The organism is Mesorhizobium sp. M0306 (assembly GCF_040321655.1).
In the GTDB taxonomy this organism is placed as follows: domain Bacteria; phylum Pseudomonadota; class Alphaproteobacteria; order Rhizobiales; family Rhizobiaceae; genus Mesorhizobium.
The window spans coordinates 59,188-86,181 of sequence record NZ_JAMYRY010000025.1 but is presented as its reverse complement, the minus strand read 5'-3'; the positions used below and the strand labels follow the sequence as shown (position 1 = coordinate 86,181).

The following is a 26,994-nucleotide window of genomic DNA, read 5'->3' as shown; positions in this document are numbered from 1 at the left end:
TATGTTCTTGGCTAACGGGCTCAAGCTGCGGGACCGCGGGTGCACCCTGGCACTGATTTTGGCGATCATATGTGTATGTGCGCCTGCGCTGGCGGCAAACGCGTCGGATCAGGCGTGCCGGTCCATCGCCAAGCTCACAATTCCAAGCGTGATCTTTACCGAGGCTAGCCTTCAAAAGCCGCAGGAGATCCCCGCAGATCCCTTCACTGCATTCACCGGCGCCTCGCCTCAGGCGGTAAAAGTGGGCGGGCACTGCCTTGTCCGAGGTGTTATCGGGAAACGCCAGGGGGTCGATGGTCAATCATATGGCACCCGGTTTGAGGTGCGTCTTCCGACGACCTGGAACGACATGTTCCTTTTCCAGGGCGGCGGCGCAGTTGATGGCTTCCTGGCGCCGGCCGTCGGGACCATTCCTTGCCGGAACTCGACCGCGGCTCCCGGGCTCTTGCGCGGCTACGCTGTTGTAAGCATGGATGGCGGGCACCCAAGCCCCGATCCGGCTTTCGGGGTCGATCAAGCCGCACGCATTGATTTTGCGTACGCCTCCATTGGCAAAGTCACTTCGGTCTCGAAGCAGGTGGTGGCCAAGTTCTATGGGGCGGCTCCGAAAAAGTCGGTGTTCATGGGATGCTCGAATGGCGGTCGTGAGGCGTTGATAGCGGCTCAGCGATATCCGCTCGAGTTCGACGGGATTGTTGCAGGTAGCCCGGGTTTTCGTCTCAGTGCCGCCAACATTGCCCAAGCCTGGGATACTCGCGAGTACATGAGCATCGCTCCCAAGGATGAGGCCGGCCATCCCATTCTATCCCGCGCCTTCTCCCAGCAGGATCTGAACCTCGTCGCCAACGCGGTTCTCGCTGCCTGTGATGCCCGCGATGGCATTGAGGATCGCGTCATCAACGCCTGGCAGCAGTGCCGGTTCGACCCAAAGGTCCTGTCCTGCCAAGGCGATAAGACGGACAGCTGCCTCACGGCTGGTCAAGTGCAGGCCATGAGCCGCGCGTTCGCGGGTCCGGAAAGCTCCGATGGCGAAAAGCTTTACAGCGATTGGCCATATGATACGGGCGTTGCGGGCGCGGACTGGAGAATGTGGAAGCTGGGCAAATCCCCCACTTCCCAGTCGGATGCAAACAACATCGTTCTGGGAGCCCGCTCGCTTCAATACTACTTCATGACGCCCCCGGCGCCGAATTTTGACCCCCTGAACTTCGACTTCGACAAGGATCCGGCACGCGTTGCGGATACGGCCAAGCTCAATGATGCGACCGGCACGTATCTCGCCAGCTTCGCTGCCCACGGTGGAAAGCTGCTCTTGTTTCAGGGACTTTCCGATCCGGTCTTCTCGGCCAACGATCTGGTGCGCTGGTACAAGCAAGTCGTCGAGGTCACAGGCGGCGGCGATTTGGAAGCGACTCGCCGTTTCGTGCGCATGTTCATAATCCCGGGGATGACCCACTGCGGCGATGGCCAAGCCTTCGACGACTTTGATCCTTTGGCCGCCATCGAGGGCTGGATAAACCAAGACAAGGCTCCGGACTCTCTCGCGGCTGGCAGCAAGGCATTCCCTGGCAAGCACCAGCCGATCTGCGCTTATCCCACTCAAGCTGCCTATGACGGTAAGGGAAATCCCGATGAGATCGCGAGCTATTCGTGTCGGGGATAAGAGACCTCGTCATTTGTTCGCTTCAATCTGCGCGCATTCCCGGAACAGGTCTCCCGGACCAAGGATCGGTTGGAAAAGCTAAACCCGGAATTTGTGGGCCGTGCCATAACGCAGTTGATGATCATGCCTGACTACGAAGCGGCGGCCGCCGATAGTCTGGATACAGCGCTCGCTGTGCTCGATGAGGTATTGTTATCGCCTGAGATCTGACCGCCTCATCCCAGCGGACAAAACGGGGCAGGGGAGGGGGCTTTTCAGAGCCCGGACGCCTTGGTGAGATTGACGCGGAAACGATCGCGCCGGCGCTGATACTTTCGAGTCATCTCCGCGGAGGCATGGCCGAGCTGTTTTTGCACATAGCGTTCGTCGACCTCGGCCGACGAGGCGAGGCCGGCGCGCAGTGAGTGGCCGGCGAATTTCTTGGCCCGTTCGCCCTCCGACAGATCGCCGCGCACGCCGGCGGCGAGCGCCGTGCGCTTGACCAGGCGTGCGACCTCCTGGTCGTTCAAGCGATCGGCACCGACGGCTCTGCCTTGACCAGCAACGCGCCGGAACAGAGGTCCGTGCGCAATGCGCGCCAGTCTTAGCCAGGTCTGCAGAGCGACCACAGGGCAGGTGGCGTCGGAGGAGCCGCGGCCGATTTCGACCTCGCGCCAGCCGGTTTTGCCGCGCAATGTGACAAGCAGACCCTTATCGGCAAAAATCTCGACCCAGCCGCGTCCGTCCTCGGTCTGATCCCTGCCGACGTCGAGGCCGACGATTTCGGATCGGCGAAGGCCGCCGGCAAAACCCAAAAGCAGCATGGCGCGGTCGCGCAGACCACGCAGCGTGCCGCGGTCGAGGGTCTCGAGCATGGCGATCAGATCCTCGGGCAGGATCGCTTCCTTCTGCCGGGGAGGGGAGGCGTGGGTGTTGCGAACGCCAGCCATCACCGTGGCGATATGCCGGTCCTTGCGGTCCAGCGGCTGGCCGCGCTGGGCAAAATTCCAGGAGAGCGACGAAAGCCGGCGCTCGATGGTTGAAACGGTGTTGGGCTTTTTGTCGCCAGTGACCGTACCTGACGCGCAGGCGGCGATGTAGAGCCCGACGACCTGAGGATCGGGCGGGAACATCTCGATGCCTTGGCGCCGGCACCAGCTCGAAAAATGCTTCCAGTCGGCTGCGTAGGCGCGGCGCGTGTTGGCCGAACTCGCCGCCTCGATATAATCGCGCGCGCGGCCGGCGAGCGCCTCAAGATGCGGATGCGCAGGCAGGCTGGGATTGGCAATAGCTGGAAGGGGAGGGGACGAGGCTAGGTCGGCATCGCCCATCTGCATGACGATATCGACGATGTCGGGCATGTCGTCCTCGCCGGAAGCAGCGGATGATCGTTGCGCGTCGCCAGCCATGCTCATGCCGCTTCGATATCCGTTTGAGAGAAGTCTTTGCCGACGAAAAGCAGCGGTTCATCTGCGCGCTTTGCCAAAGCATAGGACAGGCAATCGGCAAAATTCAGCGCCGCCGGGTGGTGGCCCTTGCCGTAGGTCAGCCAACCCTGGGTCGCCAGATCAACCAATTCGGAGTTGACAGGAATGATGTCGGCCTCGATTTTGCGCAGCCAAAGATCGATCTCGGCCAATGCGTGTTCGCCGCGCCTGCTGACCAGCACCATGCGTGCCTCGAGCACGCAGGTTGCCGGGATCAGACGGATTGGGTCGGAGACCAGCGCTCGTTCCAGCCTTGCTGCCTCAGGTTCGCTACGAAGGATCGCTACAACGGCTGAGGTATCGATCACCATCAATTAGGGATTCCATGCTCGTCATACCCGATGATCTCCTCGTCGCTGCGAGTATCCAGTTCAGGCAATCGTGCCACTCTTTCTCGGATGGCGCGCAATTCTGCCAACAGACACTCCTGAGCGGTCTCTCCAAAGCCCAAGCGATGCAAGCGCTCGCTAAGGGCTTGATGGATGGCTGCTGTCTTACTGATACCCTGGCGGCGTGCGAGTTCATCGGCGAGAGCAACGGTGGCCGGATTTTTGATGTTCAGGGACACGAAAGACTCCAAAATTCTACCTTTCTGGCGTATTCTACCATGGTCCCCTAGCCCTCGTAAACAACGAATGATAATGCAACATTATCGTTCGTTTTGAATACGCGGCAGGGTGTGCCTTTTTAGGCGGATGTTGTGGTACAAAGCGCATGTAACTCCGTACTTCTGCTCGCGGCCAAGGTTGACCATGTCATGACAAGCGTGGCCCAGATCAGTCAGTTCTTGGTCCGAAAGCACTGATGCCGGTGTCACCAAGGCCTGGCGCAACGCGGACTCAGGCAGATCGGGCGGTGCATTCGGCAGCTGCCGCCTCAGGCAGGATTTGACGAGTCCAAATTCTCTCTGAGCAACCAGCTTGTCGAGGCTATCCAGGTTATCATCGCCGGCATCCAGCGCGCTGTGCCAGTAGCGCAGGAGCAGATTGGCGCCTGCTACGGGATCCCTCGCCAGCCTTTGGCGTGGCGATCGAGCCAGCAGGACTCCATCTTCACCACTGAAATAGTCCTGCCGCAATCCAATCAGGGCGCGGACGAGCGGGGCCGCAGCCAGCTCAGCCCCTATGCAATCCCGCCGCGACGACATATTCGGCAGTGTAAGCTCCAAGCTTTGCTTCGAAGGTACCTTTCGTTTACCCGACCATTCCCTCGTTTAGCTTGTTCATCGCCGTGGTTGTAACGAGTGCTTAGAGGTTTCGCGTCTTTCGCGTCACCCAAGCCATTATGCCTGTGCTATTTATGGCAGATCACACAGCCGGCAGCGGCTTCGCCGATGCCATACACATCATCCACGGTCGGCGCTTGATCGCCTGCAAGCGGATTGATGCGCCGACGCGAAAGCAACCGTGCCCTGCGGACTTCGAATTCTTTCTCGATCGCCTCGACGCGCTCCGGCTTGCTGAGCTCGTCCAGACCTTCTCCCTGACTCCAGGTAAACGGCGATCCATGCTCGCGGGCAGTCTTCTCGTATCCACGAGCGTCTGCGAACGCCTCTGGATGCTCGCGCATCAGACGCACCCACTCGATCTTTTGCTGGAAGAAACAGAAAGTGCATCCCGAGCGCGTACGCCAGCGGTAGTACTCGGGCTCGCCCAGGCCGGCGCTCTCCAGAGTCTCACTCACGCCCGCCCGGTTGATTCCGTCTTCCCGGAGCGGGAAGTGAATCTGCATGTTGCCGTTAGTAGCTTGGTAGCCCTCTCGGCTGGGCTCGTCGGCGCGGATGGCGACGTAAGAGTGGATCGTGACACCTGCCTCCAGATCGTCGCGCAGCCACTGCTCCAGCGGTCGGAGCTTGAGTTGCCGGGTGCACCATCGGGTTTGTGGCGACGGCAGGAAGTGATTGTATTCCTTGAGCCAGAAATCGAAGTCGCGGTCCGGATTGAGGCGCGTGATTGGCCTGCCCAGGAAGCCTTCCAGCTTGTCGAGAAACGAATATACCTCGGCCAGCTCCTTGCCCGTATCAGTGAAGAAGTATTCGAGGTCGATATCCGGTCGGGTCTGCCGCATGTGAACTGCCAGGGCGGCACTGTCACGCCCGCCTGATATACCGAGTATGTGACGCTCGCGAACCACGGTCATATCTGCTCCAATTCCTGTTCTGCCGACAGCCGCTCTACTATCTTGGCCAGCGCAGTGAGCGATACCGCCGACCGGAGGTCTCTTGTCTTGAGTTGCCGAAATAGCTCTTCCGCTATTCCGTCTGCTTCGGCAAACTCGTCTTCCGACACATGGAATGCGTGGAACAAGGGCCTTTGTGCGGGATCCAGCCCGATCACCACGGAGATTGCCCTGGCCGTCGGCGCGCGGCCCTTGACCGACGCGAACGCCTCGGCATCACGGAAACGGCGGGCGAGCTTGGCCATCTCGAACACGGCTTGTTCCTGCTCGCGATCCGACCAATTCCGCGGCGGTTTATGAACGAGCAGGCTTGCCAGACCTTCCATGTCGCCCGCTCCGCCCTCGAATTCGCCGATTCTCATGATGAAGGCTTCGAGGCGAAGTTCGCCAGACACTCCGGCGGCCGTAGAGGCGCGGAAACCGATACCCTCGAAGGTGTCGCTTTCCACGCTGAGGTGTTCCGCTAGCTGGCGGGTAAGCTCATGGACCATGGCCGGGTATGCAGTCTCCGCCTTGGACAGCGACGCGGCGATCGTCACGGCAGGATCGGTCTCGCCCTTAAGGGCAGTCGCCAGTTCGGAGAACAGCAGTACCTCGGGATCGTTTGCCTTGAGGACGACATCGCGGACCCGCCGCACTCGCTCGTCCAGGCGCCTGGTGCGCTGAGTCCAAAGCGGAAGCGCGTGGAACCGTTGGAAGAGGGCGGAAGCCACGGGAAGGGCCTCAGCCTCGAGAATCTTTTCCTCCGTGGACAGCAAGGTGGCGAGCTGACGGATGAATTCCACGTCGCGCTTGGACCGGGAAATACGCCTGAACTCGACGGCCGACGCATCCTGCAGCAGGCGATCCGCTACGACGTCGTTGATGACGGCCTGGTAAAGACCGTCAACATAGACTGCCACCAGACTTCGGTTCGCCAGGAGATAGGCGAGCGCCAGCATCGGCATGACACCGCGTTTGATGCCGAACGGGCGACCGGCCCATCGGTCGAACAGCTCGCCGAGGTTGACGCTCTTTTCCTTGAGCAATTTCCAAGCTGGAGCAAGTTTAGCTCCCGCACCCTGCTTGTCGGGATCATGGAACCTCCAGCCCCCCGTTTCGTCGCGGCGATGAAGCCCCAGCGGAGACAGGACCGTCAGATAGTGACCCCGCTCCACTGGGTAGTTCTCGATGCCGAGATCCTCGATGTCCGGCTTCGCTACCATGGCGTGCAACACCGCGCGGAGGCCGGCCATGGCACTGGACGAAGGCTTGTCCCGGTAAAGCAGTTCGGACTGTATGACCGGAGCGCTATCGAATGACGCGTTGCAGAGGGCCGAGGCGACTACCGTCAGTCCTTTGCCGTCCAAGTCACTTTCCCGCTTGTCGAATGCCCACCACCGCGAGGCGAAGAAGGCTTCAACCAGCTCGCCGCGGACAGCGTCGGTGATCTGTGCGCGACGGGCGGTCAGCTCGCGGCGGGCAATACGGTCACCCTCCAGCCGGGGATGGGAAGCTTCGACATGATCGATCGCATAGAGATCGGAGGCATGGTCGCGCAGCAAATAGACACGGTCGGTAGCCGCCACGGCTGCGAGAACGCCGGCTTCCTCTAGTTCGCGGCTGAGAATCTTGGCCGCCACCTCCGGCTTGGCATCGAACGTGCGTGCATCCGGCATGATGAGCACCAGAAGGCCAGAGGAGTTTCGCTGCCTTTTGGCCAGCGCCGCCGCCGTCCTCTTTGCCCATGCGGCCGGGTTTAACGGAACGTCATCCGCGAACTGCAGGACGACGTTGAACAGCCGGAGGGCGCCCGTCGCGAAGTAGTGGCTCTTGGCGGCGATCGGACCGATGCCCAGGCGGGAAGGAAGATCGGCCAGGACGTCGGCATCCAGCTTGAGACTGGCTTTTGAGATGGCATCGTCCAGATCGAAATCGCTGCCGGCGAATAGGGCGTAGCCCCCAAGCCTTGCCTGGCGGATAAGGATCGCCCTGTTCACCAGGTCATCCAGCGTCGCGGAAACGTCGTCGGGGCTGTGCGTCGGCGCACACAGGGCAAGAACGTCATCGGCGACGGCAAGCCCCGATCCGTTGCGGAACAATTCGATGATGGCCGCGGCCTTGGTCAGATAGGCGGCTAACACACCCTGCAACGTGGCGCGCTCGACCGCTTCGATGGCTAGCGTCATCCGGTTGCTGTCGGGCCCGACAATCAGGGCGGTGCCGAAGTTAGCCACCAGGTAGTCCCAGAGTTGGTCGGGTCCGTAGAGCGCATTGTCCTCAACGTCGGCCTGGGCGAGATGTGCCTGGAACCCGTAGGGTTCCGCCGACGAGAGGAAACCGAAGACACTTCTTTCGTTCTGCGCGAAGCGTTGCCGCGACAGCGGGCCTAACAGCAGGGCGGATACGGGGTGAAGCGGCCAGGCATCGGCCAGTACTTGCGCCAGTACAGGTACGTCAACCGCCCGACGTTTGGATATGGCCGTCGCGGTCCTCGCGGCAAGGTCGAGGGCGCTCCGGGGCGTCTGCTCGGAATGGATCGCGCGGGCGAGCAATGCCGCCACTTCGTCAGCCTGGGCGACGAACGGCACGTTCTGGAAGCGGCCCTGAACCTTGGCCCACTCGTCACGCGCGCTGCGGTTGAGGCGTCCGGCATATTGTTCGAAAGACTGGTGCAGTATCCCGACGACGACCAACCGACCGTCCGACCGTGCGGCCCGCTCTGCGAGGTCTTGGAGGACATGAATGTCGCCTTTCCCTCCCATAGCGTGTTCGAGAAATTTCCCGAGTTCGTCGATTATGATCAGCAGGCCGCCCTTGGACCGGGCCTCCGCTTCCAGTCGGTCCACCAGCGCCTTTTCGTCGGCAGCAGCGGTTGCCTTATCCTCGCCAGACCAGCCGAACCTATCCGAAGCCGCGTCCGCGAGGCCGCCTGATAGGCTCGTGCGCCGGCCGGTCAGCGCCAGGATGCCCCACGATTTTCCGCGGCCTGGAAACGAGTGGCTGAAAGCCTCCGCCAAGTCGTTGCCGACGATTTCCTCGGCCAGAGCCCTTTGTTTCTTGCTTCCGGCAACCAGGTTGGCCACGAGCAGTGCCGCACAGGACTTGCCGCCGCCATAGGGCCCCGTCCATGTGAATGCGTACTGCGAGCCTTCCCCTATCCCGCCCAGCATCGCCTCGAGCGACTTCCGGACGCTCGACTGCAGGACATAGCCCGTAAGGGGAGGCGTGCCGTTAAAATCGGTGTCCAGTCTTGCCGAAAGGGCGAAGCGACGCTCGACCCTGACGACCTTGGAAAGCTTGGTCACGCCGCCCTCCGACGTTTGTAACTCGCTGCAATTAGCGTCAGTTCATCGATTTCGGCCAAATTGCCTACGAGGGCAACCTGTCGGAGCCCTGCGGTATCCGTCCAAGTCATCTTGCCGCCCGTAACATCGGAAATCCTCATGAGCCTGGCGACAAGGCTGTCCTCGTCGAGCTTGAACACGCGGCCCGGCGAGCCTGGCCCATACTGGGCCTGCTCCACGGACAGCGTCGGTGACTGCTGGTGGTTACGTCCCCAGTAACGCTTGAGGACACGCGCGAATACGCCATCCGGGAGGGTATTCTTGGGGCCGCGTACGAATTCCATCTGTCCGCTGGACTTCAGCTCCCGCAGAAGGCCGAGCTCGACCATCAGCGGCTCGGATGCGTCCTCCCCGGCGTCCTGGCTTCGCGCGGCGTAACTCCGTACGAACACCTCGACATCCCGCTTCAGCGTTTCCACCGTTGCACGGCCTCCACGGGATCCCACGATCACCGCCATCGCCTGAACCAGGTCTTCGCGCGAGAATGCCGACTGGTTGATCCTGTTAAACGCATAGTAGAACGTCGTGGCCACGTCCGGGATTGCGACGAGGTTGGCGTGAATAAGCCATAGCGTCGAATGCTGTTCCAGATATGGATCGAGCCCGTCGTTCCCGAAAATCATATGCCCGAAATCCGTTGCGGTTAGGGCTGCTTCGCCGTCGTCGCTGATGACGCCTGCGGCGAGAGCCCAATGGCGCATCGAAAGGGCCATATTCTTACCTACGCCGAAGCGGGCGATTGCGCTTTGTTCGTGAAATGTTCTGCGGTCGACTCCGTGGGGACCCGACGCCACGTCGTACGCCTTCTTCAGCCAAAGAAGGCGCAGCGGGAAGGTCTCATGGCCCGAGACGCGAATTTGTGTCATGGGGAGGTGAAGCTCGTCAGTCATGATTGAATGCTACTGGAGACGGTCGCCAGCGACAATCATTAATCTCGCACGAGGTCCGACAAAATTCGAGCAGCTTCCGCTACTTCGATCCCGGTCGTGAATCGAGAGCAGTAAATCCTGACAGTCTCTGCTGCCGCTTCCGAAGTATATCCCATGGCGGAGAGGACGTGAGAAGCGTCTATCTGACCGCTCGTACAAGCAGAGCCCTCAGAAATCGCGAGGCGTCCACCTGCGCGGCTCACGAGTGACATGGCGTTATGTCCCGGAAACCTGATGCTGATGCTGCCCGGCACACGATATTTTTGGGGAACGTTCTCGATGAACTTTGTCTGGAGCGACGCCAACTCATCCAACAGCGTACAAGCCATCGCCTTTTGATGGGCGGAATCGGTCAGTAGACGCTCGTTGGCCAGGCTAGCTGCGACTCCGAAGCCGACCGCCAGTGGCGTGGCAACAGTTCCGGGGCGAATTCCCGCTTCCTGCCCCCCGCCGAACTGTAGCGCGAAGGGCCGGAGCGGGGATGCGGAAGAAACGAAGAGCGCGCCGATCCCCATTGGGCCGTAGAACTTATGCGAAGACAGGCTGGCCAAGTCGAAATCGGAGAAATCCAGGGGTACCTTGCCGGCCGCCTGCGCAGCGTCGACATGGACGAGGGCGCCGGCCGTCCGGGCGAGATTGACCACTGTCGAAACGGGCTGGATCGTCCCGACTTCGTTGTTGACTGCCATGACCGAGACCAGAAGTGTCCCCTCGCCGATCAGTGGTTCGAGCCGGTCGAGATCGACGACACCGTTTCGACTGACAGGCGCTTCGACGATCTCGAAACCCATCTTCTCGAGCGAATGGGCGGATGCCAGTACGCTCTTGTGTTCGATTGCGGAGACAATGATCTGCCGGCGGGGGCTCCCGCCATCGAGCGCGGCAAGGGCAGTACCCCGAACCGCGATGTTGTTGGCTTCGGTTGCTCCCGACGTGAAGAACAGCTCCTGCGAATCGGCATTGACCAACCTGGCGATATCCATGCGGGCCGCCTCGACGGCGGACGACGCCATCATACCGCGGAGATGAGGGGAATGCGGGTTGCCCGCCTGCGCGTGCCACCAAGGTGCCATCGCTTCCAGGGCCTCGGGCGCCAGCGGCGTCGTGGAATGTCCGTCAAGGTAAATCTGGTTCAAATCGAGCTGTCCTCGGCTGCTTCGGATAAGGTAGATCTTTTCCGGATACAAACATCGACGTTCGTTAGCGGCGCGGAAACTGTTCCCCTAAACCGAGCGACTTGAATAGGTAGCGGCTGTGCCTGATGTAGGCGTCTCTCGCGCGAATGCTCAGATCATATCCATCGATCTCCATAGCGATGGCATCGCCGGGATATGCCATGATGGCGGATACCCTCGACGGCAGGCCCCTGGCGTACTTGAGCACCGAGGCGTGCCTGGAAGGGTCTAAGGATTCTATGGCGTCCGAGTTTCGCGAGTTCATCACGCCGGTGGGGCCGGAGACGTCCTTCAGGCAGCCGGGGCAAGCTATGTGGTCTACGAACGGGTAGACATAATTGCCCCGCAAAATACCTGCTAGGTAATACGCCCGTGGCAAGAACCAGCCGGAACCCTGGTGCCAGCCCGTGTCGCGCAGGTGGGCAAGAATGTCGTCTACCGAAGTGTTTTTCCCATAGACTTCCGCAAAGGCCTCTACGCCTCGAGCGAAATAGCAGTCGTAGTGCCACGCGGCGCAGCACTGCGGATAGTCCAGTAGCTGCGCGTCCGAAAGGAACGAGGTGTCGCCTGCCACGAATTTTTCGTGAATGGCTTCGTTTCGCGTAAGCCAGAACACCGACGTTGCTGCCGAGCTCCTGCTGTCCACCTCACGGGCGACGCGGGCGTCGTCGATCTTCAGCGGCCTATACCTATGGTGTACGTTCACCTTGCCGCTGCCGGAGAGGCACCCGTAATCCTTCGCGAGCCTGACCACTTCCCGGTATGGGCCAGCCCGGACCTCGTCCTCCGCCATTCCCAAGAACACGTTTTTGCTTCCCCGCAGCGCCTGAACCACCTGCAGGATGTTGATCGCTTCCTCTTGCAGGTCGATGGCTGCGTTCGGATAGCGTTCGAACACCTCCCTTATTTCACCGAACAGCCGGATTTCGTCCGGGTCTTCCGAAAGTTCCTGCATGTAATGCGTCCTGCTTTCATCGCTGCGAATGGGGTGAGCGGCCGGTATGCTTCAGTCAAGGTCGCGGTGCGGAAGGTAACCGAGATTGGAAGCGTTGCAACGGTCCCTCTATTGGTTTTGGGTTTGAACGGTGCGATCAATCGCACCTGGCATTCCGGGTGATTCCCGCGGGGGCGAAGTGTGGCGACCAAGCTCGTAGGAATTCTAGAACGTTGCGGTACGTCGAGTCTTACCGGATTGCTCGGAGCTTCGGCGATCGAGCTCCTTGAGATCAAACGGCCCGAGGCAAAGACGCCCCTCGGCTTGGCCGAGTTCGTGGTCGGCATATTCGGTGCCGAGGGTGCACTCAAACGGGACGACGTGCGCAAGCTGCTGTTCGAGCAGATGAACTCCTCGGAAGCGGCAGAGTTGTGCGAGCTGCTCGAACTTCCCGCTGGCGCGCCACAGTTGACCCTGCGCGCCGTTGCGTTCGATCGACCCTTCTATACCGACCTGCTCTTCAGGTGGTTCGGCCTCGCGTACGACGGGTCCGACCAGGTCGAGCAGGAGAGCTCCAGCAAAGCGCCCAGCAGCAACAAGCTCCGGGAGCACCAGGCGAATGCCTTCCGCGAACTGCGGAACCGTCTCGCGGACAGTAGCCAGGTTGTGCTTGTCCACATGCCGCCTGGCGCGGGGAAGCTTCGGCTGGTCGCTGCAGCGGCGCTGGACCTGTTCCGCTCGGCGGCTGCCGACAGCATTGTCGTTTGGATTGCCCCGCATCCAGCTCTCTGTGACGAGGCATTTCTGGAGCTCACCCATGTCTGGCATGATCTGGGTCTTGTCGACGTGACGGCCTACAGGCTGTACGGCAACCACGCGCTCCCGGACCTAGCTACCCTCTCGAGCGGAATTGTCATCGCCGACCTTGACAGGGTCGCCGCGGATGGCCAGAACCTGGCAAGCCTGGGCGCGAGGGCATGTGTGGTCGTCATGAATGACGCGGAGCACCTCGGGCATCCTATCGGCGCCTCCCTCCTTCAGGAAATGCGTAAAGGAGGGCAGTTCAGCATTGCGGCGATCTATTCCGCTTCCGGAGCTACCCTGCGCCAGAGCAGCTATGCGACCGGCGTGATGGATGCCCTGACCGGAAGGTCTATATGCATGGTCGACCAAGCTCCGCAACTGCTCGTTGCAGCTGGCGACATAGACCCCTTCGATGTGACGACGAAATTCTCGCCAGTGACGGGGCTGACCGTCGATGCTGCCCAGTTGGACTTGCATCAGGATTTGGCGGACGCTCTGGCGTCCGATGTCGGACGCAATGCGATGCTCATCGAGTTGATGGAAGAATTGAACCGGGCAAACGAAAAGGTCGTCCTTCAGGCCACGACCGCCGACCACGCCAACCTCCTGAATGGAATGCTCGGGTTCCTCGGGATAAAGGCGATGGCAATTACTGGCCAGATGGCGTGGAACGACCGAGTCGTCCAGATGCAGCGTTTCAACTCACGATTGGACACGACCGTCCTATGCGTGCATGGGGTTTTCGTGCCGGGGCACGTGGTCCCCGACGTCACTTGCTTAGTCCTGGCCAGACCGACGAGTTCGTCAGCCGTGCTTTCCGAGATGGTGGGGCGAACCGCAAGCGGTCGCAAAAAGCCGGACAAGCCCTTGCGGGTCCTGGCCATCGCCGATCCCGTACCTGCATTCCTGCGGCTCGTGGAAGACCTCTCGCGGTGGAATAGATTTGAAAACGAGGAAAAACAATGAGCTTTCCCGTCATTCCGCAGAACCTCTCCATCTCAGCGATGAGAAGTTCCGGGTATCGCGACACGGCGCACGCGTTGGCCGAACTGATCGATAACTCGATACAATCCGGTCAAAGCGTGGGGACGATTACGGATGTGGAGCTGATCTGCATCGACGAAGTCCCAGCAGGCGGTTCCAGGCGCAGGCTGTCAAGGCTGGCAGTCTTCGATAATGCCGCTGGTATGGACCCAAAAACCCTTCGGGGAGCGCTGCAGTTCGGTAACGGCACGCGCCTTCAGGTAAAGGACCAGAAGGGGATCGGCAAATTCGGCATGGGCCTCCCGAATTCCTCGATCTCGCAGTGCCGCCGCGTCGACGTATGGAGCTGGCAAGAAGGGTCAGTGTATCACAGCTACCTCGATGTCGGTGAGGTGGAGCGGGGACAGATGACCGAGGTACCCGAACCGCAAGTATCGGCTATTCCCAAGGAATGGCTCAAACTTGTCGCGGCCGAGATCGGCCCTCACGGGACTTTGGTGGTTTGGAGCGACCTCGACCGTGTCTCTTGGAAGCAGAGTAGGGCGTTGCTCAGAAACACCGAATTTATTGCCGGTCGTGTTTACCGCCACTTCATCCACAAGCGCTCGGTAAGGATACGGCTCGCCTCCTACGAGGCGGGGGACGGGATATACGCCCCCGGTTATCAGAGCTTCGTCCGTCCGAACGATCCCCTTTTCCTGATGAGCGGGACCAATGCACCTAGCCCTTATGACCAGATTCCGGCATTCGATCCGTTCGGCGAGCCGGTCGAATTGACGGTCGGGTACAATGGGGGCGAGTCGATTGTCAAGATCCGCGCCTCCGTGTGTAAGCCCGAGGCGAGGCGGGGCGGCGGAGCGAAACCGATCGGCCAGCATGCCCGGAAGAACATCGGCATCTCGGTGGTGCGGGCGGACAGGGAACTCGAGCTAAATCGCAGCTTCGAGAACTCGTATGACCCAAGGGAACGCTGGTGGGGGGTAGAAGTCGTATTCGATCCCGCCTTGGACGACGTGTTCGGAGTGACGAACAACAAGCAGTCCGCCACAGGCTTCATCCGACGCGACCTCGAAGAGGATGCGCAAGCCGAGGCCATGTCGGAGGCGGACTTCCAGGCTTCGCTAGAAGAGGATCGAGATCCGCGCCTACCGATGTACAGGATCAGCAAGGAGATTGATCGCCTGTTGAACGCGATGCGGGCGAAGGTAGCGAAGATGCGCGAAGGCGAGCGTGTCGCCAAATCGGAGGAAACGGACGAGACGCGCGCCGAAAAGGCGGCAACGGCTTCGGTGAAGCGGAGACGCGAACGCCTGGGAGATACGGGGCAGAGCGATCGCGACGAGAAAGCACCCGATACCGAGCGTATGGACGCGATCAGTTCCGACATCGCGAACGACGGGGTCGATGCCAAAAAGGCTCGGGAAATCGCGGTAGACTACGTAACCAAATCCTCGAAATTCAGGTTCAAGCACGCCGACATCTCGGGCTCTTCCATGTTCGATGTTTCGTTGGTCGGTGGACTCATTACCGTGACCCTAAATACGCGGCACCCGGCCCACGCCGCGCTATTCGAGGAGTTGCGCGAAGAAAACGCCACCCCCAACCCATACGCCCGGCAGGTCCTGGCCCTGATTGCTGCCTGGGCCCGCATGGAAGACGAGTCGCCGAGCACGAAGGCGAGCGCGGCCATGGAGGAGATGCGGGAGAACTGGGGTCGGGTGGCCCGCGATTTCTACGCTTCAGATGAGGAGTAATTCCGGAATGAGTTTCGAGCTGGAGCTGGCCGATGGGAGGGCGTGAGGCAGTTCGTGGCTTCGCGATTCAGGCGCTAGTTTGTCTTCTTGATGCGCTCGAACCCGGCAACGACTGGACTGCGGTCACCGTCGAGCCGGATTCTGCCAACGATAAGGTAGATATCTTGTGGGAGTTGCCGGAAGGAAGACGGCTCGCCCAACAAGTGAAGTCGTCCAAGAACATCATCGGCCGCGGGGCAGTGGTGACCTGGTGTAGGGAACTGAAGCAGTCTCAGGCGGCTGACAGGTATCAACTGCTGCTCTCTGGCCCCCTCGCACAGGCGGCACTTGACGATGTGCCGTTTGATGGGGTCGAAGTTCCCCCTCCATCATCTATAGATACATTGGCGTTGATGGACCAGGCTATTGCCAAATTGGACCGGTATCTTTCCGACAAGACTATCGCTCCTACTCCGATCGCGATCAGGGAAGCGATCGTCGTCACGGTTTCATCTAAGATCCTCGATGGTTCCATCAGGGGAGACTCCCTCAAGCGCGAGACTTTCGACGGGTTGCTCGTCAACTGGATACTGGCCGCTTACCCTCAGGCCATTGAGCACCGGATGGTGGCCAACTGCGAGGTCCTGTGGAGCACCGTCACCCTCGCGGGGCCCATCAATATGAACGAAAGAGCGTTCCATCTCGTGCTCCCGCTTACTGTCGTCAACGGCGGGCTGTCCGTGGTCGTTGTCGAATGGTTCCGGGTGAAGGTTGACGGGGTAGGCAGGCAGATGCGGTATCTTCCGTCGGTCGTCTTGCCTGAAGGTTCTATCTCGCAGACGGTAGATCGCTCCGCAGGCATCCCGTTCGGAGAGTTTGCGGTGCTGCCGGGGTCTGCTCGGACAGCGAACGTGCTCTTCGTGCCCTTGGAAGGACCCGGTCTCGCCACTGACATGTGGCCCGAACAGGATGTCAAACTTGAACTGTTCGTGAAATACGGTGCGTTGCCCGAATTCAGATCGGTAAGGAAGGTGACGCTCGCGTCGACCGCAGACCATCGGGCCGTGCTCGGAACTACCCGAGCAGTTCACATTTCGACGGTGCCGATTGACGCGTTTGTCTGAATCGTCGCAGCGGCAGCGGAGACAGTCACCCCCGTGACGCGCGGCCGGGCCACGCACCTACTAAATGCGATGAAAGCCCGGTTCTTGGGAACCGAACCGATGTAGCGTCGCGCACTATTGGACTGCATCGAACCCCAGCGAGCCGAAGTCGGGGAGCGTTTAGATGAAATCGATACCGGTCGACGGGTCCATTTTCTGTCCCAACTGGACCCCGCATTCGAGATCAGACACCGTTCATGTTCGGTTCGACCGTAGAGTACGATTCGCGCTGCTCTTGTTCTGACCCCAATTTGAACAAGCTCGGCGGCGACTACGCCGTCTCGCTCAAGAACAAGGACAAGAAATGGCCGCCCTCAACGGTAAAGATCATTCAGTTCTGTTGTGGGTCGCGGTGGCGATGTCATGCGCCGGTGTCATTTATGCCCTCGTTCTCCTGTTCGGTCCTGCCCCGCCTCCGGTGTTGCCAGCTCAGCCGTCCTGAGCAGCGATCGCCGACACGACGTCTTCTATATCCTCATCGGACAGGAATGGTGCCTGTGCAAAGACGGTCGAGGCCTCGCCGCTCAGCCGCGCGGCCAGGTGCCCGAGGCCGAGCAGGTTCTCGGCGCCCTTCATCCCGAGGGCGATCTCTGACGTTCCGACGCTGGCGACCTTGAGGATCAGCCGATTACCCAGATTGTCACGCAGCTGAACAGGCATGACCCCGGCATCGGGCCGTTGTGCCGCAAAGACGAGGTGAATGCCGGCGGCTCGCGCCTTCACTCCGAGCCTGGAAACGATCGAGGTGACGGCACCCTTGTAATCCTCGGTCAGCATCCATTCGGCGAACTCGTCGTGGATGAGAAACTTCATCGGCAGCCGTGCTTCTGGCGCGGCCTTGATGTTGAACGATCGGACGTCGCGAGCCCCGCTTTGCCTGAACAGCTCGTACCGCCGGTCCATCTCGACGACGAGCCCCTCCATCATTTCGATCGCGGCCGCTTGGTCAACGACGATCCCACCCTTCACATGGGGCAACCGCTCGATAGCGGAGTAGTCGACGCCCATTTTCGGATCAATCAGGTGAATGTGCACCAAGGCACTAGGATTGGTCGCTGCGATGTCGAGGATTAGCGCCTGGATCAGCACCGATTTGCCGCTGCCAGTCGCGCCGGCAATCAGCGTGTGCGGGTCGTGTTGTGAGACGCCAGCAAAGGGGCCGCCCAAGTTGAGATAGAGAATTTCTCCGTCCAGCTCGCGCAGACCGAGAAGGAAGCTCGTGTTGAGACCGGCGGCGTTGCGGTTCAGGGCACGGCGCTCCCAGAGATCCCACATTGAGACAATCTGCCGCTTTGCTCTTGCCACGCCCACTACGATCTCGCCGGGCAGTGGCGAGATCGAGATCACTCTCAGGCCATGCGTGGTCAGAAGGGCCGACTGCTTGGCCTCGATGTCTTCAACGCGCAGGCGATCGCTGCCGACAAATCGCACCAAGGCGGCGTTTGGCGTCAATCGCGTCCCAGCGATCTTGGCCTGTAGATTGTACCCCATAAGAGCCGTACGCAGCCGGCCGGCTGTTGCCTCGAGCCATTGTTCGTCCTCGTCAGCCGCAGACTGCACCTGCCCCGCCCGTCGGGTCACCATCCCGGCAAAACTCTCGATGTCCCCGGGAATCGGTCCTTCCACCTCCTCCTCCCGATCAGGCGGAGTGGCGTGGGCAGCCGAATGAGGACCACCCTCATCGGCATCGGCAAGAGGCGCTGTATCGGCACTTCCCTTGGGCCCAGCCGGAAGGGGCGCGGGTGTCGTTTGCGGAGGGCTCAGCGGCGACGCGTCCGGCTCGGGGCCGGTACCACTGGCTGGGCCACTCTTCGTGGTCCACCGAACGCGTGGCGCTGGCGCGCGAAACTCAGATGTCTCCCACGGCCTGCGATCTCCCAAGGCGCTTCTGATCGGCATCAACCGGTCAGAGGCCTCATAGGCCTTGATCAGTTGCCGCAGACCTTCGCGCGTGTAGATCTCCTGCAGTCCCCGGACCTCGGTCACTTCGTCCTGATCGCCGGCGGAGCCACCCGCGTCTGCGGGTCCCGAGACAAAAATGTGGGAATAGCCCTTTAGATCGATTTCCACCGTGCCGTTGCGGATGCCGTTCCTCACCTCCTCAAGCGAAAAGCTTGCGGTTAGTGCCGACGGCTCATCGAGCAGGATGTCCGCAAGACGCGAAAGCCATAGGTCACGGTCAAGCCGTCCTGGATCGCCGAAGAGCGCGTCCTCGATCCGGCGCATCGTTTGTCGTAACTGTTGGCTAGAATGACGTTTGGCTTCCGCCAGGCCACTGGCCTCGACATACTTCGCTTCGGTCACCACAGCGCGAAGCCTGGGGTGCCCATCGGGCCCCGGGTCGACGCTGAGCGCAAGAATGTCGGCAATCCCTTCCTCTCGCTGGCCCAGCCATTGTGCGTAATCGTCGAGAAGGAACCACGATGCCGGACGCTTCAGAAGCTCCTCAGCAACAAGCGCACGACTGAGGACCAGGCCTATTAATTCACCAGCCGATACGCCGCGCTTGGCCGCACGCAGTATGACATCGCCGGAGATGGCCGTCGCGTCGGCGATCATCCTCTGGGCAAGCGCCGATAGACGCTCGTCGCTAAGCCCGAGGCTGAGTTGATCGAGGCGTCGACGGACAAGCACCGGAAGGACACGCAGGTCGGAGGTCGAGGACACCACCATGTTGCGGCCGTGCGTCCGTTCGCGCCGATATCGGATGACCTTGATGCCCTGCGCCATGAGCTGCCGCTTGTCGAGGAGGTCGTCATAAGTGGCGACCCACTCGGCCAGGCCGTGAACATCCTTGAACATGGCCTCAAGGCCATGGTCCTGCAGCGAAATCTGACGCGCGGGCAGATAATGCTCGTTGTCGCGATGCGACTGTTTGCGGATCACGGCTGCCAGAGCGTCGAGATAGGACCAGCCGACCCGAGGTTGGCGAGGCGAAACCAGATAACTTGTTGCGGTGAGCTGTTCTTCTCCAACAACCCGCCGATACGACCAGCGAGGCGGGACGTGGTCGGCGATCGAAGGATCCGAGTCATCCTTGCGAGGCACGGAAAACCAGGCCTCCTTGGCCTGACGCGATACGACATCATGCAGGAACGCCACGTCCACGCTGCGCTCGTCAGGCGCCCGGCGCCCCGTGCTGCCCTCAAGCATCACCCCGATTCTGAGCTTCGACATGAAGTTGAGCGACGTTTCACTGACGACGATTGCGTCGGGGTCGTTGCCCGACTGATCGAGGAGATCGGTATAGACCTTGTTGAGCTTCGAGCGGTCTCGATGGCGGACGAGGACGTTGCAGTGGACCTCGTCTTCGTGAACTGACCCCAACGCGTTGACCGTGGCCAATGGCAGGCCTGCAGCATCGCAGTTGTAGAGCATGATACTCAGATTGGCGCGCTCGTGCGGCTGCAGGTCGAGATAACGGCCGATCAGCCCGCGGATCTCACGCGCAGCCTCGGCAGGATCCACATCGGTGGAGGCTTCCGAGGGATCGCGAACCGGCCGTTCCATGAAGCTGTAGTCGTTGAGCGTGCTCGTCTCAGTCAAAAGAACCGCCTCGCCTCCCGTGAAACCCGGTACTGCCTCCGGGTAGTAGGGATGCGCGAGCTCGGAGCGGAGATCGGCAAAAAAGAGCCGCTGGTCGCCGAAGTTGACCTCTTCTGCCTTAAGCAAGTGGTCAATCAATCCGCAGAGAGAGCGCATCTTGACTGCCGTCGCGGCCATCCGCATGGGGTGCCAAGGTGCTACGATCGCAGCCGGCGTCGATCCGGCAATCTGAACCGTGCCGATCCTGAGGATCGGTTCCCACAGGTCCCGCCGATTTAGATCGCCTGGCGCCGAGCTACGAAGTTGATCCAGCAGCCTTGCGTATAGATCGGCCTGTTCGAGCTGGGGTGTTCCCCCCATGCCGTTCGTCCGCCAATCGTCGATGGCAGCCGAGTAGCCCACGACAAAGGCAGTCCACCTCTCTCCAAGGTCTGCGCCGGCAGGGGGCGTTATACGACTGCCCGCGACGGCTGCCTTGATGGCCCTGGGCAGAGCCTTGCTTAAGTCTTCAACATTGGTCGATCGTGGAACCAACGATCCCGCATCCTGGCGAAAAGAGGGCTGCAAAGTGCCTACGTCGGCGAGGGACACCGACTGCATCGCTCCCTTCTTGCTGACCAGCATGCGTGACACTTCGGCAATGCCGAATGGATTCTTTTCGAGCCTGGCCAAGTCATCGGGCAACGCCAAGCCGATCGCGTTTGGCTCGGCCCGCCAGATCAACTGGACCGTGTTTTTCTCCGCACCCGGGCCGCTTCCCACAGTCAGAGTGAGGTCGAACTTTATCTGAATGTTGGCGCGCGACGTCGAGACGTTCTCGCGGAATTTCCGGCTCTTGCTTGCGGCTTCGAGCAGCACCTCGAACTCGAAAATGTGCGGCGTGTCCCAGCTAACCGCCTGTGGGAGAACCTGACGAAGGGCCTTGTACTTGAGGCTGAAGGCGCGGGCTACGTCCGCATTCATGTCCAGCCATTGCGTCTTGGTCCGGCGTGAAGACCGGATCTCGATCCGGCGAGGCATCTTGAGCGTGCCGAGCTGAGCAAAAAGCCGCTCGATGCTGCGGACCAAGCCATCGAGGAAATCCCTGCACTCAATAGGGCGTCCGTAGACGAACTTCTCCCATTTGGCGCGCAACTGCCTGTTGGCCGCCAGATCCTCCCGATGAGCTTCGAAGAACTCGCGGTCGTCCTCTCGCGATTCCTTGAGGGATCGACCCTTGAGATCGCTGAGATACGCCTTGTCCGGATCGTTGAGGCGATCGGGACGCTCGTAGTCGAAAAACTGAGCGGTCTCTTCCGGAAGCTTCAACTTCTTGAGCTTGAGGCCCGAGAAGATGAGAAGGATATTGTCCTGTTCCCACTCGAGCTCAGCGAGTTTTTCGGTCGCCTCCCGCCACCCGGCTGGCGAGTCGACGAATGCCTCGATCATCGGGTGCAGCTCGGCGGCGATCTCGTCTCGAACCGTCTCGAACTGATCCCGCAGCTCGTCGGCTTCGATCGGCTGGCGGTTGGGCCGCTGCTTGGAAAGCAATGGTCGACGGTCAGTGATGAGTTTGTCGTAAAGGCGTCGCCAGCGGCTTTGCTGCTGCAGGTCCTTTGGCCGCTGCGAGCGGAAATATCCTGTGTCGCGCGGCAATTGCAGTGCAGGTAGCGCCCAGCCAAGTGCGTCCGCCACGGGCAGCGACATGCTGTCGATCGCGTCTCGCGTCATGGCAACATAGTTGCTGAGTTGTGCGAGTGGCCAGTCATCGACACTGGATAGGGCCTTGAGGGCTATGTGCCATGCTTGGACGTGCTCTTCCGGCAGCCCAAGACCATCGGATGCGGGAAGCACCCAATAGGCGGGTCCTTCCTTGAGTTCCTTGGCGCCGATCAGCGCCACATCGTGCAATGAAGCGCCCTGATCGTCGTCGGTATTCGCGATAAGGAGCGCGGGACGGTCGCATTCGGCATGCCGCCACGCCACGGTCCTCTCGTCGGTGATCACGGAATCGGGCAGGCCCTGGCCATCGACGAGAGCGCGGGGCACGGCGATCTTGACTTGCGACTGGATCGAAGCGTCAGAAACCAACTGCCTGACGATCGCGGAAACCTGCGGCCCGGTGAGGCGATCGAGCATGAAGCGAGCTGTGCCGCTGTCGGCCCCGAGACCCTGCAGGCGCTCTTGCAGCGCCGCAGCCCCTGCCGTGCCGATCAGATCGAGAGCGTTCATGCTCGCACCTCGCGGCGAAACGGATTTTCCACATAGGCGGCCGAGTCCGACAGCCGGTTGAGCAGGCCGAGGCTAATCAGCCGTTCCTCCAGTCGCCGCGCATTGTCGGAGAAGTCTTCCTGATCGGCTTTTCCGGCGCCGATGATGCTCGCTGCCTGTTGATCTCCGATCACGAGACCGTAGCGGTCGTGCAGCGCGGCGAGGAAGTCCTTGAATTCCATCCGCTCGCTCACGCAGCAAACAACCAGCGTCTTGAGCAGCCGGTCGGTCGGTGCGTAGCGCACGCGGCGGCTTGAGCGACGCGAGCTCAACCCGATCTGCCGCGCCCAGGTCGAATGAACCTTGCCCACATGTTGCGCGTGCCTGGTCTTTGCTCTGCCGACGAGCTCGTCGATCAGGTCGCCAGGATTGCTCATCCCGGTCGGTAGGTAATCAGGATCCGGCCAGTCGAACTGGCGTCCCAATACCTCCGCCGCGCTGAGAACGGCATCGTCCGATGTAACGGCGAGCTGCCACTCATGAGAACTTTCGGCACTGCGGACGTAATGCTCAATGGCAAGACCCGGCAGCGCATTGTTCGCCTGAAAGGAGTCCGCCGCAAGGTCACGGATCACGGTCTTTCGTGGCGATACGATCTCGCAAATCATCGTGATGGGCACCGAGTCCAGTAGTTCTCGCGCCCGGTCAAGCTGGTACCGAACAAGATTGAGCCCGGTGATGGTTACGATGTGCGGCAGAGCGTCGAACACCGAAATCGGGCTATCCAAAATAGCTATCCAATCCTCGGCAAGCTGATCGAAGATCGGGTGGGTCGAGCAAGGCAAGTATGAACCCGGCCGATCACGCTCGGCAAGTTGTGGCTCCCCTTGCAGCGCAGCGACCAACCGATCGTAGACGGTTGGCTGCTCAAAGAGCTTTGCGACCAGCCGTTCTTTGAGCTCGGCGACTCGCTTGGACCGGCAAAGCATCAGGTAGAGAACTTCGCCGGTTCGAGCGAAGAAACGTCTGTCGGTCGAAACACCGGACGCCGTCACAGCGGCATCCTCGTAAAGCGCGCTGGGACCGAAGGGGAAGACGAACTTTGAACTCCAGCGTTTATTGCTGGTGCCTTCGATGGCGGACGACTGCAAGAACCCCACCACAGAGGCGAAGTCGTCGAAGCTGTCGAAGCGGCCACGGAGGTAACTGAAGTCGCGGCTCTCAAGGCCGCCGGCGTTCTGTTCCATCAACTCCAGCCATTTGGTCCAGGCTGCATCGTCGGAAAGCTTTTCGGCCCCGATGGTCAGAAGATAGGGATTGTTGAAGATCAGATTGCGCAGTCGCAATTGCGTCTGCGGACGATAGGACAGTGCGTTGAACTCCTCTTCCGCCAAGGCGCGGCCGGCAACGTGCTCCGATCGGAGCACGCCAAGGAATTCAAGCAGAATCAGCCAGGGCGTCTGTTCGTCATGCAGGCGATGCCCCCAGATCGCTTCATCGACCCAGAACGCGGGTCCAGTGCGATCCTCATGGGAAATTGGGCGTTTCAAGATCTCCATCATCAGAGCCTCACCGTCACGCTACGCGATGATGCACGACCATCAGAATTGAGGTCGATGAACTTGAGGACGATCCCGTCACTGCGATCGTCACCGTCAAGGAACCGCCGCCGTTCGACGGCGCTCAGAAGCCGTGCCTTAAACGCAAGAAGGTCCTCGTGGCACTCGAGCGAAAAACTCGTAGGCAATGCGCCCTCGGCCACACGGCCCAAGAACTCAAAGCGGGTCGTCGACAATTGCAGCGTGACTTCAGGCGGATCATCACGCGCAAGCCGAACCACCAGCTTCATGCCTCCATCCCCGTCACCGAGCAACGCCACTTCCTCGCCAGCCCGGCGGGCGACGGACACGAATTCCTCCAGCAGAGGACTGGTCCTCGACTGCGATTGGCTTCCCGAACTTGCAAGTACCAATTCGTCCTGGTTCTGGATCAGCATGCCGGTGAACACCCGATTTAGCCCGCGCACGAGCATGGGCATCACCTGCCGCGGCAATGCTCGTTTCTCGGCCAACGCGCGACTGGTTTCGAGATAGAGCCCGGCGTACCGAAAGACGGTCAGGTCCCAGAGGTCCAACGTGTCTGCCAGGTCGTCTGAGATGGTAAAGAACAACCGCTGACGCTGCCCGCGAAGGAGCCCGAGAAACCGGGCGACAGCGCTCGGATCGTCGCCCTCGAGGTAGGACTGTTGCGCCCGTTTATAGGCTGGCGTCTCGCCGTAAACCTGATCGGTTTGCACGAGGGCTCGGTAGGTTTCCACCAACGCCGGATCGTCGGCACCGTAGACCAGCATATTGTCGACTTTGTTGCTCGTTTCCGAGCCGATGCCGAACAGGTTGAGCTTGCGAAAGGGTTCGGTTCTTTCTGCGCGGCTTGGTTTCAAATTCCCGCCGAATACATTGCGGTAGGGACTGGCACGCTCCGCCGTTCCCGCGGCTGCCAATTCGGCGACATCGGTGCACGCCATTAGTCCGTCGCGTGCGTCGGGATGGCCAAGAATGATGTTCGTGACGAGGGATAGGACCTGCCGGATGGTAAAGTGACCACCATTATGTTCGCTAGCTTCGACCAGATTGCCGAGCCGTCGCCGGAAGAGACGATTGTCGTGGGTCCCGACCAGCCGTTCACGGTTCTCGCGGATCGGACAGGTTGCCCCATTTAGCGCCGGACAACCCCCGCAGCCGCTCCAACCGGGGTGCAGCGTCACCGCGTCAATGACCTGATCGATCATCACGGCGGCGGCAGACCGGCTGAGATCCCTCAAATCGAGCTTAATCGCAGAGTTCCCACTGCGGCCAACGACCAGGAGATTCTCGACCACCTCGACCAGAGCGCTTGTCGTCTTGTCGCTGCCGGCGGTCTTCATTTTTTCGAGAAGCTGGCCATGATTGGCTGCCATCAGGTAGACCCTGGGGGAATTGGGGTCTGCGACATCCCACGCCATCTGCTCAATCAGCGGCTTACTCTCGTCGGAGCGAAGCTCACTCAGATCCTTGACGACGATGAGTTGGCGAGACCCCAAGCTGAGGCGCTGGATCTTCTCTCCGGCGTTCCAGTCCTCAATCGTGCCTCCGAGCTCAAGCCACACGCGTCGGCAGTGATAGGTCTTTCCGTCGCCGGCGGTGCCCGTGAGGATGATGGACTGGCACTCGTCCGACCTGAAATTATCGACCAGCCACGCAAGATGCTGGGCGGGCAGCTCAATAGGCTGCATCTTCAAGCGAGCCAAAGCCCGCTGAATGGTCTCGTCGTACATATTGTCGTTGGTCGGAATGGGCCCGTAGTTCCGAAGAAACCGGATCCAGTTGTTGGTCGGCATGCGCTATCCCCCCACGACTGCCGCCTTGCGCTGACGACCGTCCTGGAATTCCAGCGCAGCCCCATGAAAATCAGTCAGTTGCACACTACTGTAGAACTCGTGAAACGCAACAATACAACACCGAGGGGTCGGCGAACGCCATCTCCTCACCCCTTCGCGGCAGGGTTCCAAAGATTGGGGCCCCGTTAAACGCAGGGGATAAGACGTCCTTATTCATCTGTGCGACCATGAAACCGGCCAAGCGAAGAACGCGCCGAGTCTCTCAGACCTAAAAGCTAAAACTTGCGATCAATGGGCAATGGTCTGCGATGCCGAGCAGCGGCTCGGGATTGTCTTTGTTGGGATGACGACTCCCCCCGAGTCTTCCAATCGAGGTATGCGTCGCATCACCTCGAGGGACAAGGCCCGGTCCCAGCAAGATGTGGTCGAGCCCGATGGGATTTCGGCACCCAAGATAGGTGTGAAACCTCAAGACATCGACTTCTGGCGTATCAAGTGCCCGCGTCTCACCCATCCCGCACAGAAGCTTCCCAACCTCATTGAGAGGACACAGCTCCTTGAGCATCGTGAAGGCGCTCGATGCAGGCTTGCCGTCGATGACTTCCTCAAACAGGGAGCTCACGCGCACGCCCGCGGGGAGTGGGGTTGTAGGGTCGCTGCCATCACTTCGCACTGCTCGGGAGTCCTCAAGCTCGTGCCAGAGGTTGCGATTGAAGTCGCCCAGCAGGATGGTCTTGTCGGTGACCGCCGTCTCTCGGTCGATCCAGGTCTCTAGGGGGACGATCTGGTCGTGCAGGATCTGGCAAGCGGACGCATCTCCAGCAAGTGGGTTTCCACCGATGGGGGAGACGCAGCTCGATTTCAGATGCACATTGAGGACTTGCAGACGCGTTCCGCCGATATCGATGGCCAAGGACAGCCCTGGCCGGGGCTGATCCTTGGGTGGCCTGACATCTTTGAGCGTCAGAGGGTCTTCGGTCGCGCAAGCGATCTGGCTGCCCAGAGACCTCTTCCATGCGATGGCAAGACGTTGGACCTTGAAGGTCGTGAAGGAGCAGACCTGCCAATCGGCAGCGCCGTTTGGCAAAACCTCAAGAACAGCTTCTTTGCCGCTTACTTCCTGAAAGGCGATGATATCGGCCGGAACGCTGTTCGCGATGAAATTTTGTATTTGGGTGCGGCGTTGCTCGTACGCGGCGAGTGTGACGCGGACGGTGGCAAATCCGAATCCCTGCTTATTGGCTCCGTAGACATCGCAAACAGGGAAGCGGGCGGCATCCCAACCCTCTATATCGAATGCGTTGATGTCCCATCCGAACCGCGCACCGATCTGTGTCGATGGGCGGTATCTTTTTGTGGCCAGGTCCAACTCGTAAGTTGCGGTGCAGGCTTCGATCCAGTCCGTGACTGTCGCGCGATCCATGTGCCAACCCAGATTCCAGGTGGCAATGCTGATATCACGCGCGGCAGCCGCGCCCGCCAGACTCGAAAACAACAGGCTCAGAAGCACAAATAGGCGACGCATCA

General features: G+C 60.6%; 18 protein-coding genes. 5 read left to right on the top strand and 13 right to left on the bottom strand.

From position 1 onward, the window contains the following. The first annotated feature begins 1 nt into the window (after position 1). Both NKI95_RS26265 and NKI95_RS26260 read left to right on the top strand, forming a co-directional pair. Positions 2–1,663 (top strand): tannase/feruloyl esterase family alpha/beta hydrolase, encoded by a 1,662-nt coding sequence (locus tag NKI95_RS26265; RefSeq protein WP_352720334.1) that lies wholly within the window; start codon positions 2–4, stop codon positions 1,661–1,663. 69 nt (positions 1,664–1,732) lie between these two features. After that, positions 1,733–1,873, top strand: a complete 141-nt coding sequence (locus tag NKI95_RS26260) for a hypothetical protein (RefSeq protein WP_352720332.1) — start codon at positions 1,733–1,735, stop codon at positions 1,871–1,873. A gap of 44 nt (positions 1,874–1,917) precedes the next feature. Here the strand turns inward: NKI95_RS26260 and NKI95_RS26255 are convergent, their stop codons facing one another. The 9 genes from NKI95_RS26255 to NKI95_RS26215 all read right to left on the bottom strand — a co-directional run bounded on the left by NKI95_RS26255 (position 1,918) and on the right by NKI95_RS26215 (position 11,692). Further along, positions 1,918–3,057: a site-specific integrase gene (locus tag NKI95_RS26255; protein WP_352720330.1), complete on the bottom strand. Its 1,140-nt coding sequence runs from the start codon at positions 3,055–3,057 to the stop codon at positions 1,918–1,920. Continuing rightward, positions 3,054–3,440, bottom strand: a complete 387-nt coding sequence (locus NKI95_RS26250; RefSeq protein WP_352720343.1) for a type II toxin-antitoxin system VapC family toxin — start codon at positions 3,438–3,440, stop codon at positions 3,054–3,056. Before NKI95_RS26250 ends, NKI95_RS26255 begins: the two co-directional genes overlap by 4 nt. Further along, entirely contained in the window at positions 3,440–3,697 is a 258-nt protein-coding gene (locus tag NKI95_RS26245; RefSeq protein WP_352720329.1) for a type II toxin-antitoxin system VapB family antitoxin, read from the bottom strand. Before NKI95_RS26245 ends, NKI95_RS26250 begins: the two co-directional genes overlap by 1 nt. Before the next feature lie 81 nt (positions 3,698–3,778). Further along, complete coding sequence (locus NKI95_RS26240; RefSeq protein ID WP_352720326.1) at positions 3,779–4,297, bottom strand: hypothetical protein; 519 nt, start codon at positions 4,295–4,297, stop codon at positions 3,779–3,781. Positions 4,298–4,422: 125 nt separating this feature from the next. Next, positions 4,423–5,268, bottom strand: a complete 846-nt coding sequence (locus NKI95_RS26235) for a phosphoadenosine phosphosulfate reductase domain-containing protein (protein WP_352720324.1) — start codon at positions 5,266–5,268, stop codon at positions 4,423–4,425. Continuing rightward, the gene (locus NKI95_RS26230) at positions 5,265–8,594 is read right to left on the bottom strand and encodes a hypothetical protein (RefSeq protein WP_352720322.1); all 3,330 of its coding nucleotides are present in this window, start codon (positions 8,592–8,594) and stop codon (positions 5,265–5,267) included. Before NKI95_RS26230 ends, NKI95_RS26235 begins: the two co-directional genes overlap by 4 nt. Then, positions 8,591–9,523 carry a DUF4007 family protein gene (locus NKI95_RS26225; RefSeq protein ID WP_352720320.1) on the bottom strand — a complete coding sequence of 311 codons (933 nt, stop codon included), beginning with the start codon at positions 9,521–9,523 and terminating at the stop codon, positions 8,591–8,593. The genes NKI95_RS26230 and NKI95_RS26225 overlap by 4 nt, the downstream gene beginning before the upstream one ends. Positions 9,524–9,561: 38 nt before the next feature. After that, positions 9,562–10,698, bottom strand: a complete 1,137-nt coding sequence (locus tag NKI95_RS26220) for a cysteine desulfurase family protein (RefSeq protein ID WP_352720318.1) — start codon at positions 10,696–10,698, stop codon at positions 9,562–9,564. A gap of 64 nt (positions 10,699–10,762) precedes the next feature. Further along, positions 10,763–11,692 carry a hypothetical protein gene (locus NKI95_RS26215; RefSeq protein WP_352720317.1) on the bottom strand — a complete coding sequence of 310 codons (930 nt, stop codon included), beginning with the start codon at positions 11,690–11,692 and terminating at the stop codon, positions 10,763–10,765. 180 nt (positions 11,693–11,872) lie between these two features. Between NKI95_RS26215 and NKI95_RS26210 the strand changes: the two genes are divergently transcribed. From NKI95_RS26210 to NKI95_RS26200, 3 genes are read left to right on the top strand one after another with little or no spacing between them, the layout of a single operon-like run. Next, positions 11,873–13,441: a DEAD/DEAH box helicase gene (locus tag NKI95_RS26210; protein WP_352720315.1), complete on the top strand. Its 1,569-nt coding sequence runs from the start codon at positions 11,873–11,875 to the stop codon at positions 13,439–13,441. Beyond that, positions 13,438–15,213: an ATP-binding protein gene (locus NKI95_RS26205; RefSeq protein ID WP_352720314.1), complete on the top strand. Its 1,776-nt coding sequence runs from the start codon at positions 13,438–13,440 to the stop codon at positions 15,211–15,213. Before NKI95_RS26210 ends, NKI95_RS26205 begins: the two co-directional genes overlap by 4 nt. Positions 15,214–15,245: 32 nt before the next feature. Continuing rightward, entirely contained in the window at positions 15,246–16,316 is a 1,071-nt protein-coding gene (locus NKI95_RS26200; RefSeq protein WP_352720313.1) for a hypothetical protein, read from the top strand. A gap of 468 nt (positions 16,317–16,784) precedes the next feature. On the opposite strand, the gene NKI95_RS26195 is transcribed toward NKI95_RS26200, so the two are convergent. The 4 genes from NKI95_RS26195 to NKI95_RS26180 all read right to left on the bottom strand — a co-directional run bounded on the left by NKI95_RS26195 (position 16,785) and on the right by NKI95_RS26180 (position 26,992). Beyond that, entirely contained in the window at positions 16,785–22,112 is a 5,328-nt protein-coding gene (locus NKI95_RS26195; protein WP_352720311.1) for an FtsK/SpoIIIE domain-containing protein, read from the bottom strand. Beyond that, positions 22,109–23,653, bottom strand: a complete 1,545-nt coding sequence (locus NKI95_RS26190; protein ID WP_352720310.1) for a methylation-associated defense system protein MAD7 family protein — start codon at positions 23,651–23,653, stop codon at positions 22,109–22,111. The genes NKI95_RS26195 and NKI95_RS26190 overlap by 4 nt, the downstream gene beginning before the upstream one ends. Next, on the bottom strand, positions 23,653–25,467 hold the full coding sequence (locus tag NKI95_RS26185) for a hypothetical protein (RefSeq protein ID WP_352720308.1): 1,815 nt from the start codon (positions 25,465–25,467) through the stop codon (positions 23,653–23,655). The genes NKI95_RS26190 and NKI95_RS26185 overlap by 1 nt, the downstream gene beginning before the upstream one ends. A gap of 268 nt (positions 25,468–25,735) precedes the next feature. Beyond that, a complete protein-coding gene (locus NKI95_RS26180) occupies positions 25,736–26,992 on the bottom strand; it encodes an endonuclease/exonuclease/phosphatase family protein (RefSeq protein WP_352720306.1) in 1,257 nt (418 codons plus the stop codon). Positions 26,993–26,994 lie beyond the last annotated feature (2 nt).

Bases quoted from the DNA above. Each gene is read 5' to 3' on its own strand.
- NKI95_RS26265 (WP_352720334.1), top strand. From the start codon at position 2: ATGTTCTTGGCTAACGGGCTCAAGCTGCGGGACCGCGGGTGCACCCTG.
- NKI95_RS26255 (WP_352720330.1), bottom strand. From the start codon at position 3,057: ATGAGCATGGCTGGCGACGCGCAACGATCATCCGCTGCTTCCGGCGAG.
- NKI95_RS26250 (WP_352720343.1), bottom strand. From the start codon at position 3,440: ATGGTGATCGATACCTCAGCCGTTGTAGCGATCCTTCGTAGCGAACCT.
- NKI95_RS26235 (WP_352720324.1), bottom strand. From the start codon at position 5,268: ATGACCGTGGTTCGCGAGCGTCACATACTCGGTATATCAGGCGGGCGT.
- NKI95_RS26225 (WP_352720320.1), bottom strand. From the start codon at position 9,523: ATGACTGACGAGCTTCACCTCCCCATGACACAAATTCGCGTCTCGGGC.
- NKI95_RS26215 (WP_352720317.1), bottom strand. From the start codon at position 11,692: ATGCAGGAACTTTCGGAAGACCCGGACGAAATCCGGCTGTTCGGTGAA.
- NKI95_RS26205 (WP_352720314.1), top strand. From the start codon at position 13,438: ATGAGCTTTCCCGTCATTCCGCAGAACCTCTCCATCTCAGCGATGAGA.
- NKI95_RS26200 (WP_352720313.1), top strand. From the start codon at position 15,246: ATGGGAGGGCGTGAGGCAGTTCGTGGCTTCGCGATTCAGGCGCTAGTT.
- NKI95_RS26195 (WP_352720311.1), bottom strand. From the start codon at position 22,112: ATGAACGCTCTCGATCTGATCGGCACGGCAGGGGCTGCGGCGCTGCAA.
- NKI95_RS26190 (WP_352720310.1), bottom strand. From the start codon at position 23,653: ATGATGGAGATCTTGAAACGCCCAATTTCCCATGAGGATCGCACTGGA.
- NKI95_RS26185 (WP_352720308.1), bottom strand. From the start codon at position 25,467: ATGCCGACCAACAACTGGATCCGGTTTCTTCGGAACTACGGGCCCATT.
- NKI95_RS26180 (WP_352720306.1), bottom strand. From the start codon at position 26,992: ATGCGTCGCCTATTTGTGCTTCTGAGCCTGTTGTTTTCGAGTCTGGCG.